General features: G+C 66.9%; 18 protein-coding genes. 12 read left to right on the top strand and 6 right to left on the bottom strand.

Annotation, left to right across the window (positions count from 1 at the left end):
- Positions 1-175 precede the first annotated feature (175 nt).
- From IT361_18205 to IT361_18195, 3 genes are all read right to left on the bottom strand, one after another.
- The gene (locus IT361_18205; protein ID MCC6319608.1) at positions 176-3,634 is read right to left on the bottom strand and encodes a hypothetical protein; all 3,459 of its coding nucleotides are present in this window, start codon (positions 3,632-3,634) and stop codon (positions 176-178) included.
- 194 nt (positions 3,635-3,828) lie between these two features.
- Entirely contained in the window at positions 3,829-4,767 is a 939-nt protein-coding gene (locus IT361_18200) for a MoxR family ATPase (GenBank protein ID MCC6319607.1), read from the bottom strand.
- Between the two features lie 254 nt (positions 4,768-5,021).
- Entirely contained in the window at positions 5,022-5,471 is a 450-nt protein-coding gene (locus IT361_18195) for a hypothetical protein (GenBank protein MCC6319606.1), read from the bottom strand.
- Positions 5,472-5,680: 209 nt separating this feature from the next.
- Between IT361_18195 and IT361_18190 the strand changes: the two genes are divergently transcribed.
- From IT361_18190 to IT361_18155, 8 genes are all read left to right on the top strand, one after another.
- The gene (locus IT361_18190; protein MCC6319605.1) at positions 5,681-5,959 is read left to right on the top strand and encodes an AtpZ/AtpI family protein; all 279 of its coding nucleotides are present in this window, start codon (positions 5,681-5,683) and stop codon (positions 5,957-5,959) included.
- A complete protein-coding gene (locus IT361_18185; protein ID MCC6319604.1) occupies positions 5,956-6,303 on the top strand; it encodes a hypothetical protein in 348 nt (115 codons plus the stop codon). Before IT361_18190 ends, IT361_18185 begins: the two co-directional genes overlap by 4 nt.
- A complete protein-coding gene (gene atpB / locus IT361_18180; GenBank protein MCC6319603.1) occupies positions 6,300-7,271 on the top strand; it encodes a F0F1 ATP synthase subunit A in 972 nt (323 codons plus the stop codon). Before IT361_18185 ends, atpB begins: the two co-directional genes overlap by 4 nt.
- A gap of 193 nt (positions 7,272-7,464) precedes the next feature.
- A complete protein-coding gene (gene atpE, locus IT361_18175) occupies positions 7,465-7,740 on the top strand; it encodes an ATP synthase F0 subunit C (GenBank protein ID MCC6319602.1) in 276 nt (91 codons plus the stop codon).
- A 121-nt stretch (positions 7,741-7,861) separates the two neighbouring features.
- Complete coding sequence (gene atpF, locus IT361_18170) at positions 7,862-8,422, top strand: F0F1 ATP synthase subunit B (protein MCC6319601.1); 561 nt, start codon at positions 7,862-7,864, stop codon at positions 8,420-8,422.
- The gene (locus IT361_18165; protein ID MCC6319600.1) at positions 8,423-8,965 is read left to right on the top strand and encodes a F0F1 ATP synthase subunit delta; all 543 of its coding nucleotides are present in this window, start codon (positions 8,423-8,425) and stop codon (positions 8,963-8,965) included.
- A gap of 10 nt (positions 8,966-8,975) precedes the next feature.
- Complete coding sequence (locus IT361_18160; protein ID MCC6319599.1) at positions 8,976-9,353, top strand: cupin domain-containing protein; 378 nt, start codon at positions 8,976-8,978, stop codon at positions 9,351-9,353.
- On the top strand, positions 9,350-10,333 hold the full coding sequence (locus IT361_18155; GenBank protein MCC6319598.1) for an NTP transferase domain-containing protein: 984 nt from the start codon (positions 9,350-9,352) through the stop codon (positions 10,331-10,333). Before IT361_18160 ends, IT361_18155 begins: the two co-directional genes overlap by 4 nt.
- Before the next feature lie 62 nt (positions 10,334-10,395).
- Here IT361_18155 and IT361_18150 read toward each other — a convergent pair whose 3' ends face one another.
- Positions 10,396-10,845: a hypothetical protein gene (locus IT361_18150; protein ID MCC6319597.1), complete on the bottom strand. Its 450-nt coding sequence runs from the start codon at positions 10,843-10,845 to the stop codon at positions 10,396-10,398.
- Between the two features lie 140 nt (positions 10,846-10,985).
- Between IT361_18150 and IT361_18145 the strand changes: the two genes are divergently transcribed.
- Positions 10,986-12,104, top strand: a complete 1,119-nt coding sequence (locus IT361_18145; GenBank protein ID MCC6319596.1) for an NAD(P)/FAD-dependent oxidoreductase — start codon at positions 10,986-10,988, stop codon at positions 12,102-12,104.
- Here IT361_18145 and IT361_18140 read toward each other — a convergent pair.
- A complete protein-coding gene (locus IT361_18140; protein ID MCC6319595.1) occupies positions 12,101-13,348 on the bottom strand; it encodes a M20/M25/M40 family metallo-hydrolase in 1,248 nt (415 codons plus the stop codon). The genes IT361_18145 and IT361_18140 overlap by 4 nt on opposite strands.
- Between IT361_18140 and IT361_18135 the strand changes: the two genes are divergently transcribed.
- A complete protein-coding gene (locus IT361_18135) occupies positions 13,347-14,525 on the top strand; it encodes an MFS transporter (protein ID MCC6319594.1) in 1,179 nt (392 codons plus the stop codon). The two genes, IT361_18140 and IT361_18135, sit on opposite strands and share 2 nt — an antisense overlap.
- Here the strand turns inward: IT361_18135 and IT361_18130 are convergent, their stop codons facing one another.
- A complete protein-coding gene (locus tag IT361_18130; protein ID MCC6319593.1) occupies positions 14,526-15,383 on the bottom strand; it encodes an alpha/beta hydrolase in 858 nt (285 codons plus the stop codon).
- A 384-nt stretch (positions 15,384-15,767) separates the two neighbouring features.
- Here IT361_18130 and IT361_18125 point away from each other — a divergent pair, with 384 nt between their 5' ends.
- Both IT361_18125 and IT361_18120 read left to right on the top strand, forming a co-directional pair.
- Positions 15,768-16,097, top strand: coding sequence for a hypothetical protein (locus IT361_18125; GenBank protein ID MCC6319592.1), 330 nt, complete (start codon positions 15,768-15,770; stop codon positions 16,095-16,097).
- A gap of 47 nt (positions 16,098-16,144) precedes the next feature.
- Positions 16,145-16,489 (top strand): hypothetical protein, encoded by a 345-nt coding sequence (locus tag IT361_18120; GenBank protein ID MCC6319591.1) that lies wholly within the window; start codon positions 16,145-16,147, stop codon positions 16,487-16,489.
- Positions 16,490-16,876: the final 387 nt, after the last annotated feature.

Here is a 16,876-nt window from a genome sequence, read left to right as displayed (position 1 = left end):
CGCCAAACTCCACCACCGCATCACGTCACCGTCACGTCCCTCGATTCGCGTCAAAAAGTCCGCCCCCCGTCACCCAGAAACGCAATTCCAGCGCCTCCGCGACCTCGAACAGCGGCCGAAAACGCAACGAGGGGCGGCTTGCGCCGCCCCTCGGACTCATCACCACCCCACCGGCTCAGCTGCCGCCAACCGGAAAGGCGACGTTGAACTGGGCCAGCCTCTGGCTCATCGCGCGCGCCTTGGGCATGAACGCGTTGGCCTCCCCGATCGCGGCAGTCAGCGCCGCCTTAGCCTCGTTCGCCTGTCGAAGGCTCGCGGCACTCGGTGTCTCCCAGATCCCCATGATCGCCCCCTTCACGGCCGACACGCGACCAAGGGCATTCGCTGCTGCCGCTGCCTGTGCGGCCGCGCCGCCACCGCCACCGCCTCCCCCAAACCCACCCGCCTGGGGCGCCCCAACACCAAACTTCACCCGCACGGAATCGAACTGCTTTCGGAAATCCGACCACGCCGCCTTCACGTCGGCAGGCGCAGCGCTCGAATCGACCTTGGCCGCGGCTCGCTGAACCTCCGCGAACAGCGCCTGCAACGGCCGCGCGGCATCGGTGCCGCGCTTCTGGGCCTCGTGGAGATCCACCAGGACGGCGTTGTACCGCGACCGCGCCGCCACGTCCATGCGCACGGCAGGATCCATCACCAGAGTCAACGGCTTGGTGTCCACGACCTTGTCCTCAACCACCAGCGCGACGGTGTAGCGCCCCGGAGCCACCATGGGCCCCTGATTGCCACCACCACCAAACCCGCCAAAGCCGCCGCCTCCACCGCCACCGGGACCGCCGGCGCCCGCAGGCGGCGCACAGGGGTTCTCTGCCTCGTGACCAACCGGGGGCAGCGGCATTGGAACGCCGGGAATCGGTCGCGCGGCTCCCACGGCCTGGCCGCCACCGCCACCTGGCGCGCCGGCGCCACCACCGCCACCTCCAGGTCCACCAGCGCCACCGCCAGCCTGCAGTGCGCGGATCGGCTCAACGCGCTGGTCCCAGCAAATCGCCTGAATACCGGCCTGGTTGCGGTTGGCAGGGAAGGGGATCTCGCGCACCACCGCTCCGCGATCGTCACTGATGCGCAGTCGCGGGTTAGTCGCAGGCTTCGTCAGGCCCACGTGGATCACCGCCTCGGTGGGCGCGTTCTCCCCGGTGAAGAACTGATGCCCCCAGAACTCGTCGTTGCGGTCGTCCTTGGACTTCCACTGCAGCGTCGGCGCGGGGGTAAAGAGCCTCGCGGCCACGTCTCGAGCCGCCGAGTATTCCTGGATGGGCGCAAGATTGTCGAGGATCCAGAGCGCGCGACCGTGCGTGGCGACGAGCAGCGCGTTGTCACGGGGGTGGATCGTCAGCTCGTCGACGCGCACGGTCGGGAAGTTGTTCCCCTGAAGCCGGCGCCACGACTCGCCACGATCGAGCGACACAAAGATCCCGGTCTCCGTGCCGATGTAGAGCACGTTCGCGTTCCTGGTGTCCTCGGTAAGCGTACGCACCACCTCGCCCTTGAGGTTGCCGACGAGCGACGTGAACGTGGCCCCATAGTCGCGACTCACCCAGATGTACGGGGCATAGTCATTCTCCCGATGGTTCTCGACGGTCACATACACCGTGCCGCCGTCGAATCGCGAAGGCACCACTTCGCTCACGAACACATAGCCGGCCGGGAAACCGGGGATGTTCTTCGTCACGTTCTGCCACGACTTCCCACCGTCGCGCGAAACACTCACCGTGCCGTCATCCGTTCCCGTGTAGTACACGCCGGCCTGACGCGGTGATTCGGCAAAGGCGACGATGGCGGGCCATTGCGAGATGCCGTCGTTCCGCGACATGCGGATATCGCGACCGATGACGCCCATCGTCGTGATGGTGTCCCGGTTTGCGCCCTTCGTCAGGTCAGGGGAGATCGCCTCCCAGGAATCACCCTTGTCCGTCGAGCGGAATACGCGATTGGCCGCCGCCAGCAGGACGCCAGGATCGTTAGGCGATACGAAGAGCGGCGTGTCCCAGTGAAACCGATACGCTTCACCGCGCGTGGCGTTCACCACGTTCTGTGCCGTCGGCCGAATCGTACGCGACTCACCCGTGACCGTGTTGCGCCGAATGATGTTCCCATCCTGCGACTCGGTGTACACGATGCGGGAGTCCCTGGGATCGGGGATGGCAACAAAGCCGTCGCCACCCAGGATCTGGAACCAGTCGTGGTTCAGAATCCCGCGATTGAACCGCGACGTGCTCGGCCCGCACCAGTTGTAGTTGTCCTGCATGCCGCCGCAGACGTTGTACGGCTGCTCCATGTCATAACTGACGTGGTAGAACAGCCCGACGGGCAGATTGGGAATGAAGGTCCACGTGCGACTGCGGTCGTACGACACGGCCAGCCCACCATCGTTGCCGATGAGCACGTGGTCGGTGTTGCGGGGGTTCACCCAGATGGCATGCACGTCGTCGTGCGTCACCAGCGCGGCGTCGGTCTCGAAGGTCCGACCGCCAGTCTCCGTCATCTGCATGCCCACGCCGCCCATGTACACGCGCTCCGGGTTGGTCGGGTCGATCACCACCTGGCTGAAGTACATGGGACGTGGATTCACCGAGCTCACCTTGCGCCAGGAACCTCCACCGTCATCGGATCGGTAGAGCCCGGTGATCGTGGCCGCCTGACCCTGGGCGGCGCCTGCCGCTCCCGCCGCGCCTGCGGCGGCCGGCGGCGCGCCGCCGCCACCCGGACCACCGCCGAATCCACCGGGGCCCTCGATGGACGCGTACACCACCTGGCCGTTCTGACGGAACACATCCACGGCGATGCGACCGAGGTCACCGGCAGGAAAGCCGTTTCCTGCCAACCTGGTCCAGGTGTCACCGCCGTTGGTCGACTTCCAGAGGCCGCTGCCCGCGCCGCCACCGTTGAAGCAGCACGTCGTCCGACGCCGCTGATACGTGGAGGCGAACATCACGTTCGGATCGCTCGCCGAGATCACGACGTCATTCGCTCCGGTCTCGGCGTCGACGGCGAGGACCACCTTCCACGTGCGGCCACCATCGGTGGTCTTGTACAGGCCGCGATCGCCACCTGGGCCGTAGAGCGGTCCGGTCGCTGCCACCAGCACGACGTCGTTGTTTGCCGGGTGGATGGCGATACGGTTGATGTGCTTCGAGTTCGGGAGCCCCACGAACGAGAAGGTCTTTCCTCCATCTGTGGACTTGTAGAGTCCACTCCCCCATGAGGTGCTCTGCCGGTTGTTGGACTCGCCGGTGCCGACCCACAGCAGATCGGGATTCGCCTGCGAGATCGCCACATCGCCGATCGCGATCAGCCCCTGATCCTGAAAGAGCGCCGTGAACGTCGCGCCATTGCTCGTCGTCTTCCACACGCCACCATGGGCGGTCCCCACGTAGTAGATCGCGGGATTCTGCTCGTACACCGCGACGTCGGCGACGCGACCCGACATCGTCGCCGGACCGATCGATCGGAAGTGCAGCTTGTCGAACTCCGTGGCCCCCGGCGTGGCCGGCGTCTGGGCTGCGCCTCTCGCAGAGAAGGCCGCGGTCAGCAGGAGCGCACGGGTGACTGGGAGGAGAACGGGTCTCGTCATCGGACGGGTGGGGAATCGAGTTGGCTCGACTACGGCGGCGGAGACGATAACGCTGTCCCCACGCCTCGCAATGGTGACCGGATCCTGAACGTCGACCCGCCACAACGACAAAGCGGTGCCATTCGCATGGCACCGCTCGTCCGTTCTGCTGCTCCTCCCGCGCGCCTTCTGCCGCTGGCGTCCGCCGCGGGCTGCTAGGCCGACTTGTGCTTGTCCAGCACTTCCAGTACGACCTTGTCGGCCGCGAACCCTTCGGCTTCGGCCTGGAAGTTCATCACCATCCGGTGCCGGAGCACCGACATCGCGATGGAGCGGACGTCGTCGATATCGGGCACTGCGCGGCCGTCCATCGCGGCACGGGCCTTGGCGCCGAGTACGAGGTACTGCGAGGCACGAGGCCCGGTGCCGTAGTTGATGTACTTGCGGACGTCGGGCAGCGCGTCGGGCTCGGTGGGCCGCGTGGACCGGGCGAGCCGCACGCAGTAGTTCACGATGGTTGGCGGGGCGGGCATTCGGCGGACGAGCTGCTGGAGTTCGAGCACCTCGGCCCCCGTGAGGACCGGTTCGATACGCGCTTCGTAGGAGCTGGTCGTCGACGTGACGATGCGCTCCTCCTCCTCGAACGACGGATAGCCCACCCGGAGTTCGAACATGAAGCGGTCGAGCTGCGCCTCTGGAAGCGGGTACGTCGCTTCCTGCTCGATCGGGTTCTGGGTGGCGAGCACGAAGAAGGGCTGCGGGAGGCGATGCGTCTGGCCGGCGACGGTGACGGTCCGCTCCTGCATGGCCTGGAGCAGGGCCGACTGCGTCTTTGGCGGGGCGCGGTTGATTTCGTCCGCGAGAACGACGTTCGCGAACACGGGCCCCTTCACGAACTTGAAGACGCGGCGCCCGGTGGCGTGGTCTTCTTCGAGCAGTTCGGTGCCCGTGATGTCGCCGGGCATGAGGTCAGGCGTGAACTGCACGCGCGAAAACGCGAGGTCCATCGCTTCCGAGACGGTCTGGATCAGGAGCGTCTTGGCGAGCCCCGGGACGCCGACGATGATGACGTGGCCCCCGGCGAGAATGGCGCAGACCAGGTTCTCGACGACGTCGACCTGGCCAATGATGCGTCGACCGATCTGGTCGAGCATACGCTTTCGACCGACCTGGAGCTTCTGGAGCAGCTCGAGGTCGCGTGCATCAGTCAGGCGTTCGGCGGGAGTCCCCACGAGACAGTGCTGGGTTGGAGGTCGGCGGAAGGTAACGGACGTGCAGGAACAGGGTCAGGCCTGACGGCCACTCGTCGCGCGAGTTCCGCTGGTGTGACGTGGCTGAACGAAACGCAAAGGGCGGGCTTGTCGTTGGCCCGCCCCTTCGGGACGTGATGACGCCGCGTGAAGCGCGATCAGGGGATGTCGAAGCGAACGCGCTGCTCGATGGGGTGGCTGTCACTGCGCAGCGATACGACGGCGATGAAGGCGCCGCGGTGCTGACCGGGGTCCCAGTCGGCCTGCCAGGTGGCTGACTCGTCGCGTCCGAGCACCCGGTTCTGCATGGCCTGGGTGAAGAGGCGGCCCTCGGCCCAGGACCAGACCTCGCGTCCGGTCGTATCGGTAACCACGAAGTCATGCGTGTGGCCGCTCGGGAAGCTCAGCTCGACGGCCTTGGCCGTTCCGTTGGCAACCTGGAGAGCCAGGTGCACTTGCTGGCCTACGGCAACGCGGAGTTGGCCTTCGACCGTCGTCGACCGGGCGGTATTGCCGGGCTTTCGGGTGTGCGCCTCCTGGGCCGGCGGTCTGGGGCCGCAGGCGGTGGTGACAACTATTGACGCGAGGAGGGCCAGTCGTGGGGTCACGTGCCGCAGACGACGACGTGGAGAGAAGGTCACGGACTCGATGCGGCGCCAACTTATCAACAACCTAACGCTTCGTCAATAACCAATTCACACGTAAATGCAGGCAAATCGGTGGGTTTCACCGCGCGATCTCATGTGGACTCTGGAGCGTTCCAGGGCTCGGTGCTTTGCTTGCGAAAAATTTCACAAAGTCCTAGATTCCCGCGCGGATGACCGGGGATCGAGGACCTCATTTTCCGGGTTCCGGATCGGAGTCCGAGGACCGGCGCGAGGCCAGAAAGCTCGGGCGGTATGCCGGTGTGGGGCTCCAGTTTGCGGTTTCGATTCTGGTGTTCCTGTACATCGGCCAGTGGGTGGACGGTCGATTGGGAACGGAGCCCTGGGGGTTGATCGTGGGGGTGTTCACGGGGGCCGGGGCGGCATTCTACAGCATGTATCGCCGGCTGATGGCCGACCTGGAGCGGGACGAAGCCGCGAAGCGACGATGAAGCAGGCCCTGACGTTTGCGCTCGTGAGCGTAGTGCTGATCGGACTCGCGGCGTCGGTGATGCTGCTGCTGTATGGCGGGCCCGAGGCGCGGCGCGGGGTTCTGGTGGCGGCGGTCCTCGCGCTGCTGGTGCAGGGTGCGGCCTACGCGGTGGTGCGGGGGATGGGCCGTCGGAACGTGATCGCCGGGTGGGGGGTCGGAGCGCTGCTCCGGTTCGCGGTGCTGGTGGTGTTCGCGCTGGTGATCGTCCAGCGGTTCTCGTTGCCCTCGGCGCCCGCAACAATCAGTTTGGCGCTGTTTCTGTTCGTCACGACGCTGGTCGAACCACTCTTCCTGAAGTCATGAGCGCCCTCCGCTCGTTTGCCCTTGCCGCGCTGCTCGCTGCCGCGCCGGCGTACGCCCAGGAACACGCGGCTCCCGCCGGCGAGCACGACGCCCCGGCCGGCGAGAACGTCGACATCATCACGCCGCACATCACCGACGGCTACCACCTCGAGATTCCGTACTGGAAGCCGCCGTTCGCCATCGAGGCGTGCATCGGCCGGCACATCAGCGAACACGAGTGCGCGCCGCTGTGGGATGACGTCCGGGTCGGACCGCTCACGCTCAACTTCTCGCCGACCAAACACGTCGTTTTCCTGCTGCTCGGGGCGACGCTGGTGTCGCTCACGCTGATCCTCACGGCGCGCGCACACGCACGACACACCCACGTGATCGGGCGACCGCAGGGATTCGCCGCCGGGATCGAGGCGATGGTGCTCTACATCAGGAATGAGGTCATCATCCCGAACGTCGGTCACCACGGCAACGGATACGTGCCATTCCTCCTCACCGCGTTCTTCTTCATCCTTACGGCGAACCTGCTCGGCCTGATCCCTTACGGGTCCACGGCCACCGGCAACATCTCCGTCACGGCCACGCTCGCGCTCATGACCTTCGTGGTCGTGGAGATCGCCGGCATGCGCGCGCTGGGTTCGCACTACCTCAGCACGATCTTCTACTGGAACAAGGATCTCGCGCTGCCGATCCGCGTGCTGATGTTCATCATCATGAGTCCGGTGGAACTGATCGGGAAGTTCACCAAGCCGTTCGCACTCGCCATCCGTCTCTTCGCAAACATGACCGCGGGCCACATCGTGCTCCTCGCGTTCATCAGCCTGATCTTCACGTTCAAGTCGATCGTCTCGGGGGCGCCCTTCCTGATGGCTGTGGCGATCTCGATGCTCGAACTGTTCGTCGCCTTCCTGCAGGCGTTCATCTTCACCCTCCTGAGCGCGGTGTTCATCGGGCAGATCCGGGAGGCACATCACTAGACGGATGGGTGGCGGGTGGACGTTCGGGTGGCACGCAGCTGGATGGACCTCGGGGGCAGGGCTCGCTGCTTCCGTTCGTAGCTGATCGAGCGATCAGCGAAGTTCGCTGGGGCGTGAGTCCCGGGAGCGGACGCGCGGTGTCCTGGCCGCAGAGCGGTGGTTCCAGGGACAATACCAACTGGAGTAAGCAGACATGACGTTCTTCCCGTCGCTGCAGGCTGCCGCCGAGACGGCTGCCAACAACAACACCGGTCTTGCGCTCATCGGCGCCAGCCTCGGTGCAGGTCTCTCCGTCATCGGCGCCGGCCTGGGCATCGGCCGCATCGGTGGCCAGGCGGTCGAAGGCATGGCGCGCCAGCCGGAAGCTGCCGGTCGCATCCAGACGGCCGCGCTGATCCTTGCGGCGCTCATCGAAGGCGCGGCGCTCTTCGGCGTCGTCATCGCGTTCCAGATTCAGGGCAAGTTCTAAACGGGAACACGGGACGGATGGACGGACGACCGGTCCGTTCATCCGTCCGTCCGGGCGCCGATGGCGGGCGCCACGCCGCAGGCAGCCAGCACCACCTGACACCTCGATCATCAGACTTCATATGCGCGTCGCCCTTGCGTTGACTGTCTTCCTCCCGAACCTCGCGATCGCCGCGCAGGAGGGTGGAAAGCCGAGCCTCCTGTCGCCCAACGGCGGGCTGATGTTCTGGACGCTGGCGATCTTCCTCGTCCTCATGTTCGTCCTCTCGAAGTTCGCCTTCAAACCGCTGCTCGCGGCGGTCGAGGCGCGGGAGGCGGCGCTCGATGAGGCCATTCGCAAGGCGACGGCGGACCGGGAGTCGGCCCAGAAGCTCCTCGCCGAGCAACAGGCGCTGCTCGACGCAGCTCGTGCGGACGCACAGCGTTTTGTTGCCGACGGTCGGGCAACCGCCGAAAAGCTCAAGGCGTCGATGCTCGAGGAGACCAAGGCGCAGCAGCAGGCGATGCTCGAGCGCGCGCGTCGTGAGCTGGAGAACGAGAAGACCCGCGCCATCGCGGAGCTGCGACGCGAGGCGATCGATCTCGCGCTGGCCGGCGCCGGCAAGGTGATCGAGCGCAACCTGGACGACGCATCCAACCGGAAGCTGATCGAAGACTTCCTCGCCTCCATTCCCAAGCGATAGATGCGCGACACGACCATCGCGAGGAACTACGCCGAGGCGCTCATCGCCCTCGCGCGCAAGGCGAATGCACTCGACGCGTATGGCGCTGCGATCGGCGGACTCGCCGACGCCGTGGCGGGGGATCAGCGCCTCCAGAACTTTCTGGCGTCACCGTCGGTGAGCAGCGCGGATAAGAAGCGCGTGATCGAGCAGGCGTTCAGCGCGCGCTTGCCGCGTCCGCTCGTGCGCTTCGTGCAGAAGCTGATCGACAACCGGCGCCAGCTGCTGCTGGCCGACGTCGCCACCGAGTATGCGAACCTCGTCGACGAGCAGGAAGGTCGCGTGCACGCCCGCGTCACCGTCGCACGCGCGACGGGTGATGCCGAGCGGGCTGCGATCGCCGCCCAGCTCTCGGCGCGGCTCGGGAAGACCGTCGTGCCGCACGTCACGGTGAACCCGCAGATCCTCGGCGGCGTGATCGTGAAGGTGGGCGACACGGTGATGGACGGCTCGGTCCGCAGGCGCCTCGCCACGCTGCGCGGCAGGCTGTCCGCGGCGCGGTGACTCTGCGGACATGAGCGGACCGTTCGCTCCCCGGCGCGTCATCAAGCCCTGGGGCCATGAGCTCATCTGGGCGCACACCGACCGCTACGTCGGTAAGATCCTGCATATCACGGCAGGCCAGGCGCTTTCGGTGCAGTACCACAACGTGAAGGACGAGACCGTCTACCTCCTCACGGGTGAAATGCGCTACTGGGTGCAGCTGCCGGGCACCGATGAGCCCAGGGATCAGCATCTCGTGGCGGGCGATGCGTTCCGCATAACGCCCGGCACCATCCACTGGATGGAAGCCGTCACCGACTGCGACGTGCTCGAGGCGTCGACGCCGGAGCTTGACGACGTCGTTCGCATCAAGGACCGCTACGGACGCGAGGGAACGAGCGCACCATGAAGGTCATCATCCCCCTGGCCGGGAAGGGTACGCGACTTCGCCCGCATACGCACCTCACGCCCAAGCCGATGCTGCGCGTGGCGGGGAAGCCGGTGATGGACTACGTGATGGACGACGTGCAGAAGCTTGGCAACGTCGACCAGGTGGTCTACATCACGGGACATCTCAAGGAGCGCGTCGAGGAGCACGTCCGCACGAAATACGCGATCCCCGGGGTGTTCATCGAGCAGCAGGTGCAGGACGGGACCGCCGGCGCCGTGGCGCTGGCCCGGCCGTTCGTCGACGCGCCGGTGCTGATCATCTTTGTCGACACGATCTTCGACGCCGACCTGTCGATCATCAAGACGACCGAGGCCGACGGTATCATCTGGACGAAGGAAGTCGAGGACTACCAGCGGTTCGGCGTCGTGGTGACCGATGCCGACGGCCACATGACGAAGATCGTCGAGAAGCCGAAGGAGCCGATCTCGAAGCGCGCCAACATCGGGCTGTACTACATCCGCAACTGGCAGCTGCTGTACGAGGGGATCGCGCACGTCCTCACGCAGCCGAAAAACAAGGGCGAGTACTACCTGACGGACGCCTTCCAGTACATGATCGACAAGGGGGCGAAGATCAGGGTGGTCGACGTCGCCGGGTGGTACGACGCGGGGAAGATCGACACGCTGCTGGAGACAAACCGCGTGATGCTGGAGCGCGGTCGGGCGCGTCGACCGGCGGGGATTGGCGGGACGATCATCGAACCGGTCTACATCGAGGACGGCGTGACGATCAGCGATTCGACGGTGGGGCCCAACGTGTCGATCGGCGCGGGCTCGATCATCGAGCGGTCGCACATCAGCGACACGGTGATCGGCACCAAGTCGCGCCTGGCGCGCTGCGAGATCTCCAACTCCATGGTCGGCAACGAGGTCGTGCTCGCCGGTGTGAAGGGCGAAGTCACGGTTGGCGATCACTCGGAGATCAGAGCCGACGCCTGACGCCGTCAGGGCGAACGCGGGGCCCGCTCGGAAACGAGCCGGCCCCGGCGCGCGCTGAAGGGCTACTTGCCGCCGGTAAACGTGTAGCGGCTGACGACGGAGTCTGGCTTGTCGGCGAGCGTGGCCCAGCCGCGACCGCTGATCGCACTGCCGCTGACGCGTGCGACCCAGTGGTCCACGACGCGCACGTTGCCCGACATCTTGTCGACGTACGGCGTCGAAACACCAACAGAGCTGTCTGCTTCGATGCTGTAGGTGGACACGATCGTGTCGCCCGGCATCTCCTGCAGCGTGCCACGGCACGTGCCGCCTCCGCAGACCTGCGTCCAGTGGATCGTGGTGGTGTCTCCCGACTCGGCCTTCGCCGTGCCGGTCCATGTTCCGGCCACCTGGGCCTCGGTCAGGCCAGCGGGCGCCATCGCCGTTGCGGACGAATCGGTGGCGGGGGTCTCGGCCTTCGCGCACGCGAGGGCGAGGGCAATGGGCACGAGGACAACGACGGCGCGACGCACGTGGTACCTCCGGTGCTTGAGAGGCGTCCACGCTACCGCTTGCGGGGTGCGCGGGCAAGATGGAGGCCTGCACCAGGGGACCGCTGCCGGGGCGCGTCGCTGTGTTGCGTTGGCCGCGCGGGCGCGAGAGGTTCCGCCTCATGCCTGGAGGCGCCTCACCTACCCTCATTGTCGGTGCCGGACCGGCGGGACTCGCCACCGCCGCCGAACTCGCCCGACGCGGCCAACCGTATCGATTGCTCGAACGGGGGCACACCATCGCCCACACGTGGGAGTCGCTCTACGACTCACTGACGCTCCACACGGGTCGGCACATGTCCACCCTCCCCGGGCTGCGCTATCCGGCCGGAACGTCGCTCTTCCCCACGCGTGCCGAATTCATCGCGTACCTCCGGCGATACGTGACAGCGAAAGGGATCACCGCCGAGCTGCAGCGTGAGGTGCTGAGGCTCGAACGTAGCGACGCGGGCTGGCGCGCGCACACGAACGATGGGGACGTCGTGGACGCACGCGCGGTGGTGATGGCGACCGGCATCGTGGCCAAGCCCCGAATGCCGGAGCTTCCCGGGCGCTCCGACTTCGGCGGCGAGGTGCTGCATTCGGTCAGCTACCTGCGCCCGACGCCGTACGTGGGAAAGCGGGTTCTGGTGGTGGGCGTGGGAAACTCCGGCGGTGAGATCGGGAGCGAGCTGGCGCGCGCTGGCGCGAATGTCACGGTTGCGGTGCGTTCGGGGGCGAACGTGGTACCGCGGCAGATCGGGCCGTTCCCCACGCAGTACGTTCGTTACCTGCTGGGGAACCTGCCGCGTTCGATGCAGATCAAGGTGCTCGGCCTGGTGCAACGTCGGCTGATCAGGCGCTACGGGGAGTCGCCGCTGCCGCGGGCCAGCGTGTCTGCGCTCGATGCGATTCCGCTCATTGGTTTTGGACTCGTGGATGCGATCCGCGAGGGGCGCATTCAGTTGCATCACGGGGCGCCCGCCGCCTACACGGCCACCGGCGTCCGGTTCGACGACGGGGTGACGCAGGATTTCGACGTCGTGCTGTTCGCGACGGGTTATTCCCCGGCGATCGACAGCCTGGGTACGCTCGTGCAGCGCGATGCCCGGGGTTTTGCGGCGAGGACGGATCGGGTGACGAGCGCCGACCAGGCCGGTCTCTGGTTCGTGGGCCACAACTACGACCACACGGGCGGCATCACGAACATCCGGCGCGATGCACCGCTGGTGGCCGCGGCGATCGCCGCCGCCAGTCGTTAGGCGAGCCCCGCGGTCGTCACGATTGCGGCGAGGGCGCGGGTCACCCCAAGCGCTCCGGACCGGTTCTCGAACCACTCGGCGGTGGTGTGCGTGTCGCCACCGATACCGCCTGCGCCGAGTGCGACGGCGGGAATGCCGAGACTGAGCGGGATGTTGGCGTCGGTGGAGGCGATGCCGAACTCGGGGAACCGATCGATGGCGCGCGTGGCGGCGACCGAGGCGCGCACGGGGGTCGCGTCTTCGGCGACGGCGCCTGTGGGTCGATTGCTGATGATCGCGGTGACCGCCGAGAGGGTGCCGTGCAACGCACTGGCAGGTGGGGCCTCGCGCTCGAGGGCTGCCGAAATCAGCCGAGAGAGTTCGCGTTCGGCGGCGTCGAGGATCGCTGCCTGCGGGGCACGCATCTCCACGTCGAGCGTCGCGCTTCCTGGAATCGCGTTGACCGCCTCACCACCGTGCAAGCGCGTGACGGCAATCGTCGTACGCGCCGCATTCCGAAGCTGGAGGCGCGACAGGCAGGTGGTGATGTCTGCGGCGGCGTGCAGCGGGTTGGGCGACTGGCTCGCGGCCCAGCTGTGGCCACCCGGCCCGCTGATCGTGATGCGGAACCGTCGCGTGCCGATCGCGTGCGTCACGATGCGATCGTCGCCCGCCCCGTCGATCGCAAAGGCGGCGTGCGCGTGGGCCGCGTCGTGCGAAAAGAGGTGTCGCGCACCGCGGAGGTCTCCTTCGCCCTCCTCGCCGACCGTTGCGGCAAACAGGATCGGGTGGCGCGTCTGCACGTGGTGTGCTCGCAGCACGCGCGCGATGGTGAGCATGGCGGCGAGTCCGCGGGCGTTGTCGCCGATGCCGGGGCCGATCCATCGCCCGCTGTGGGTCTCGATGCGATGGGGGACGTCGTCGCTGAAGACCGTGTCCAGATGCGCGCACACCACGACGGGAGGAGCGTCAGTGGCCAGCGGATCCGAGGCCAGCACGTTGCCCACATCGTCGCGGCGCGTGAGGTAGCCGAGCCGAGCGAGCGCTGCGGCGACCCAGGTGGCGCGCCGCTGCTCGGCCGCGGTGGGCGCGGGAATCTCCGCCAGCTGCACCTGATTGGCCATGGTGCGCGGATCTTCGTGCTCGACCGCCGCGCGGAATCGAGCGATGAGTCCGTCCACCACGCCGGTCAGGTCGAGCATCATGCAGTATGGGGTCGCCCGCCGTGTGGCGGCAATGGAGAGCCACCCTACGTTTGTGGGCATGACGTGGACCCGTGGCCTCGGCCGCAACGTACTCGCGCTCTCGCTGGTCTCGCTCCTGACGGACGCGTCGAGCGAGATGATCTATCCGCTGTTGCCCACGTTCCTCGCCACGGTGATCGGGGCGGGCGCGATCAGCATCGGGGTGATCGAGGGGTGCGCACAGATGACGGCCGCGTTGCTCAACGTGGCAAGTGGACGCTGGTCGGATCGCCTGACCTCGCGGCGGCCGATGGTGCTGGCCGGGTACGCGCTGGCGTCCGTGCTCCGCCCGTTGACCGGCGTGGCACAGAGTGCGGCGCAGGTGCTGGCCATCCGGGTGGGCGACCGGGTGGGGAAGGGGATCCGGTCGTCGCCGCGCGACGCGCTCATCGCCGACTCGGTGGAGCCGGCGATGCGGGGCCGTGCCTTCGGGTTTCACCGGGCAGCGGACCACGCGGGCGCCGTGATCGGGCCGCTAATTGCGTTCGTCCTGCTGCAGGGGTTCTCGCTCACCATCCGGCAGGTCTTCCTGCTCTCGGCGATTCCGGCGGCGCTGGCGGTGCTCGTGATCATGGTGGGTGTTCGCGAGACAGGGCGCCCCCTCGTCGCTGCGCGCCCTCCGATGGCGGCGCCAATGTCGGGGCGGTTTCGCGCGTACCTGGTCGTGCTCGCGCTCTTCACCATGGGCAACTCGACGGATGCGTTCCTCCTGTTGAGGGCGCAGGAGGGCGGCGTGGCGCCGCAGCACTTGCCGCTCCTCTGGGCATTCCTGCACGTCGTGAAGAGCCTCACGTCCACACCGGGCGGCGCGCTTTCGGATCGGATCGGGCGGGGGCCGCTGATCGTCGGCGGGTGGGCAGTCTACGCGCTGGTCTACCTCGGGTTTGCGCGCGCGACGTCGGTGACGCAGGTGTGGTTGCTGATGGCCGCGTACGGGGTGTACTACGGGCTCACCGAGGGCGTGGAGAAGGCGCTCGTGGCCGACCTCGTGGCTCCGGAAGTGCGGGGCATCGCGTTCGGCTGGTTCCACCTCGCGATCGGTATCGCTGCGCTCCCGGCGTCGCTGGTGTTTGGCTGGATGTGGGAGACCTGGGGGTCGGCGACGGCCTTCTCGGCGGGGGCGGCGTGTGCGGGTGGGGCCGCTGTGCTCCTGGCGCTGGTGCCTCGCGGGGTCGCTCCGCCACGGGGTCGTGGGTGACTAACTCTTTGCAGCGTATGACGTCGAGGCGAGCGAGTCGACGAGGGCGCGGATCGCGCCGTAGTAGGTGCCGCGGTCCTGCTTGAACGCTTCCATGTGACCCCCGATCACCGGAACGAACTTGCGGGGCTCACGCGCGGCCTCGAAGAGTCGACGTCCGTGGTCGATGGGGATCACGTCGTCGGTCGGGGAGTGCAGGAAGAGCTTGGGGGCGCTCACCTTCCCGATCTTGTCGATCGAGGCGAAGCGCTGGCTCGCGATGTAGCGCACCGGGAGCCATGGGTACAGCTCCTGGCCGCGGTCGACCACCGACGTGTAGGCTCCTTCCACCACGAGCGCCGCGGACGGCACGCGCGTGGCCAGTTCGATGGCAACGCCGCTGCCGAGCGAATGCCCGAAAATGACGATGCGATCCGGGGGCACGCGCAGGGAGTCGGTGAGGTATCGATACGAAGCCTCGGCGTCGGCGTAGAGGCCCTGCTCCTCGGGTGAGCCTTCACTTTCGCCAAACCCGCGATAGTCGAAGGCGAGCAGGTTGAGCCCGAGATCGCGGGCCCCGGCATAGAAGGCCGGGCGATCACCATAGCCGATATTGCCGTAGTTGCCGTGGCAGATGAGGAGCCAGTAGCCAACCGAGTCCGGGAGCGCGCCAGGCATGACCCAGGCCTGGAGCCGAGTGCCGTCGACCGAGGGGTAGCTGACGCGACGTTCGCGCAGCGCGAACTCCGCCGGCGGTGCGTGAACAGCCCGTTCGGCGGGATGGAATACGAGTTCCCGCTCGTTGAGCACCAGGTACGCCGAGGCGCCGCCGTAGCCGAGGAGGACGAGAATGGACAGGGTGGCGAGGGCGAGGCGCATGACGTTTGTGAGGGGCCCGGCGGGCCAGCAGGCGCCGAGTGCCACGGCGGGTACCGCAACACGCTGCACCGAGCCGGGCGGAGTGGGCAAGCGGGCGGAGGACGAGCTGCTACGCCGGGCTGGGCCGTTTGGATTGCCCACCAAGGTGGATTGGTTCGCTTCTGCGATGCTGGGCGGCCGAGCGCTGCTCCACTCCCTGTTGCCGGATCCAGGTTTCCGGCGCGTGTGCGAGCAGGGCCGATTCGTGGGACACCGCGTCTGGCCGGTGACCGCGAACGGACGACATCAGGTTCCCGTTAGAATGCGCAACGGTGCCGGTTCATCGCGCCCGATCATCGAGAGCGGCGCCGTTGCAGCAAGAACGTCATCCAGGACGACTTCCACCTGGCCGGACAGCCCGTGACCCACAACGTGTACGTCGTCGAGCTTGATCGTGCGGTGTGGAGTTTGGCCCGCTTTGCCGAAGCCAATCCGGCCGCACGCTCGGACAAACCTTGCCTCTATGTTGGTCTCACGGGATTGTCCCCGGAGGAGCGCTTCCGCCGACACAAAGCCGGGATCCAGGCATCGCGCATCGTGCGGGTGTATGGGGTGCGGTTGCGGCCGCGTTTCTACGCGCGATTCAACCCCATGCCCTTCGACGATGCCGTCAAGATGGAGTCTGAGCTGGCGCGCCGGCTCCGCAAGAAGGGATTCGGCGTATGGCAGAAATAGCCGGGCGGTTCCGGCCAGGACGGGTTTGATGGCGACCGAGGGCGCCAGTGAGTCAAGACGCGAAGTTGCGCGCCATCAAGACGATTCACACGATCGTGTGGGCCGTGTTCGCTGCTTCCATTCTCGCCATTCCCGTGTACGTGTCACGCGGCAGGGCGACAGGTGCGTGGGGGTTGATCGGATTCGTGTTCCTCGAGGTGGCCGTGCTCCTGGCGAACCGCATGAAGTGTCCGCTCACCGATGTGGCGGAGCGTTACACCCTCGAGCGTCGGGACAACTTCGATATCTACCTGCCGCTCTGGCTCGCCCGCTACAACAAGCAGATCTTCGGCGGGATCTACGTGGCGGGTATCGTCTACGCGCTGTGGGCCTCCATTCGTGACGCCAGCTGACGCCTGGCGTGGCCCCGACATGCGTCCGCTCAGCGAGGAAGGGCAGACACCGTGCTGCCGCGTGCGGCGCGGGTCCGCACCACGATGCGTGACGTGTCCCTCGCTGGGCGAGCCACGCCAGCCAACATCAGGAACCCGAGCTTCCCCGGCAACACATCGTAAACACTCCGGTTTGACCGGCCGGCCTGGAGTCATCAGGCGTGCCGCGCTGCCGGTTCGTTTGTCGTCCACATGTCCTCGCAACCACCAGGCACACCGCTCCTAGTGGACTGTTAACCAAGTAGTGGGAGCATTGATCTTGCAGAAGGGGAAGGCATGTTTCGCTCTCTCATGTCCCTCTCCTTGTCGCCCGACGAGCGGCGGACGCTGACCGCCATGTTGCGCGCG

Source organism: Gemmatimonadaceae bacterium (assembly GCA_020846935.1).
Lineage (GTDB): Bacteria > Gemmatimonadota > Gemmatimonadetes > Gemmatimonadales > Gemmatimonadaceae > RBC101.
The sequence above is the reverse complement of the archived record's forward strand: the minus strand, read 5'-3'. Positions and strand labels throughout refer to the sequence as shown.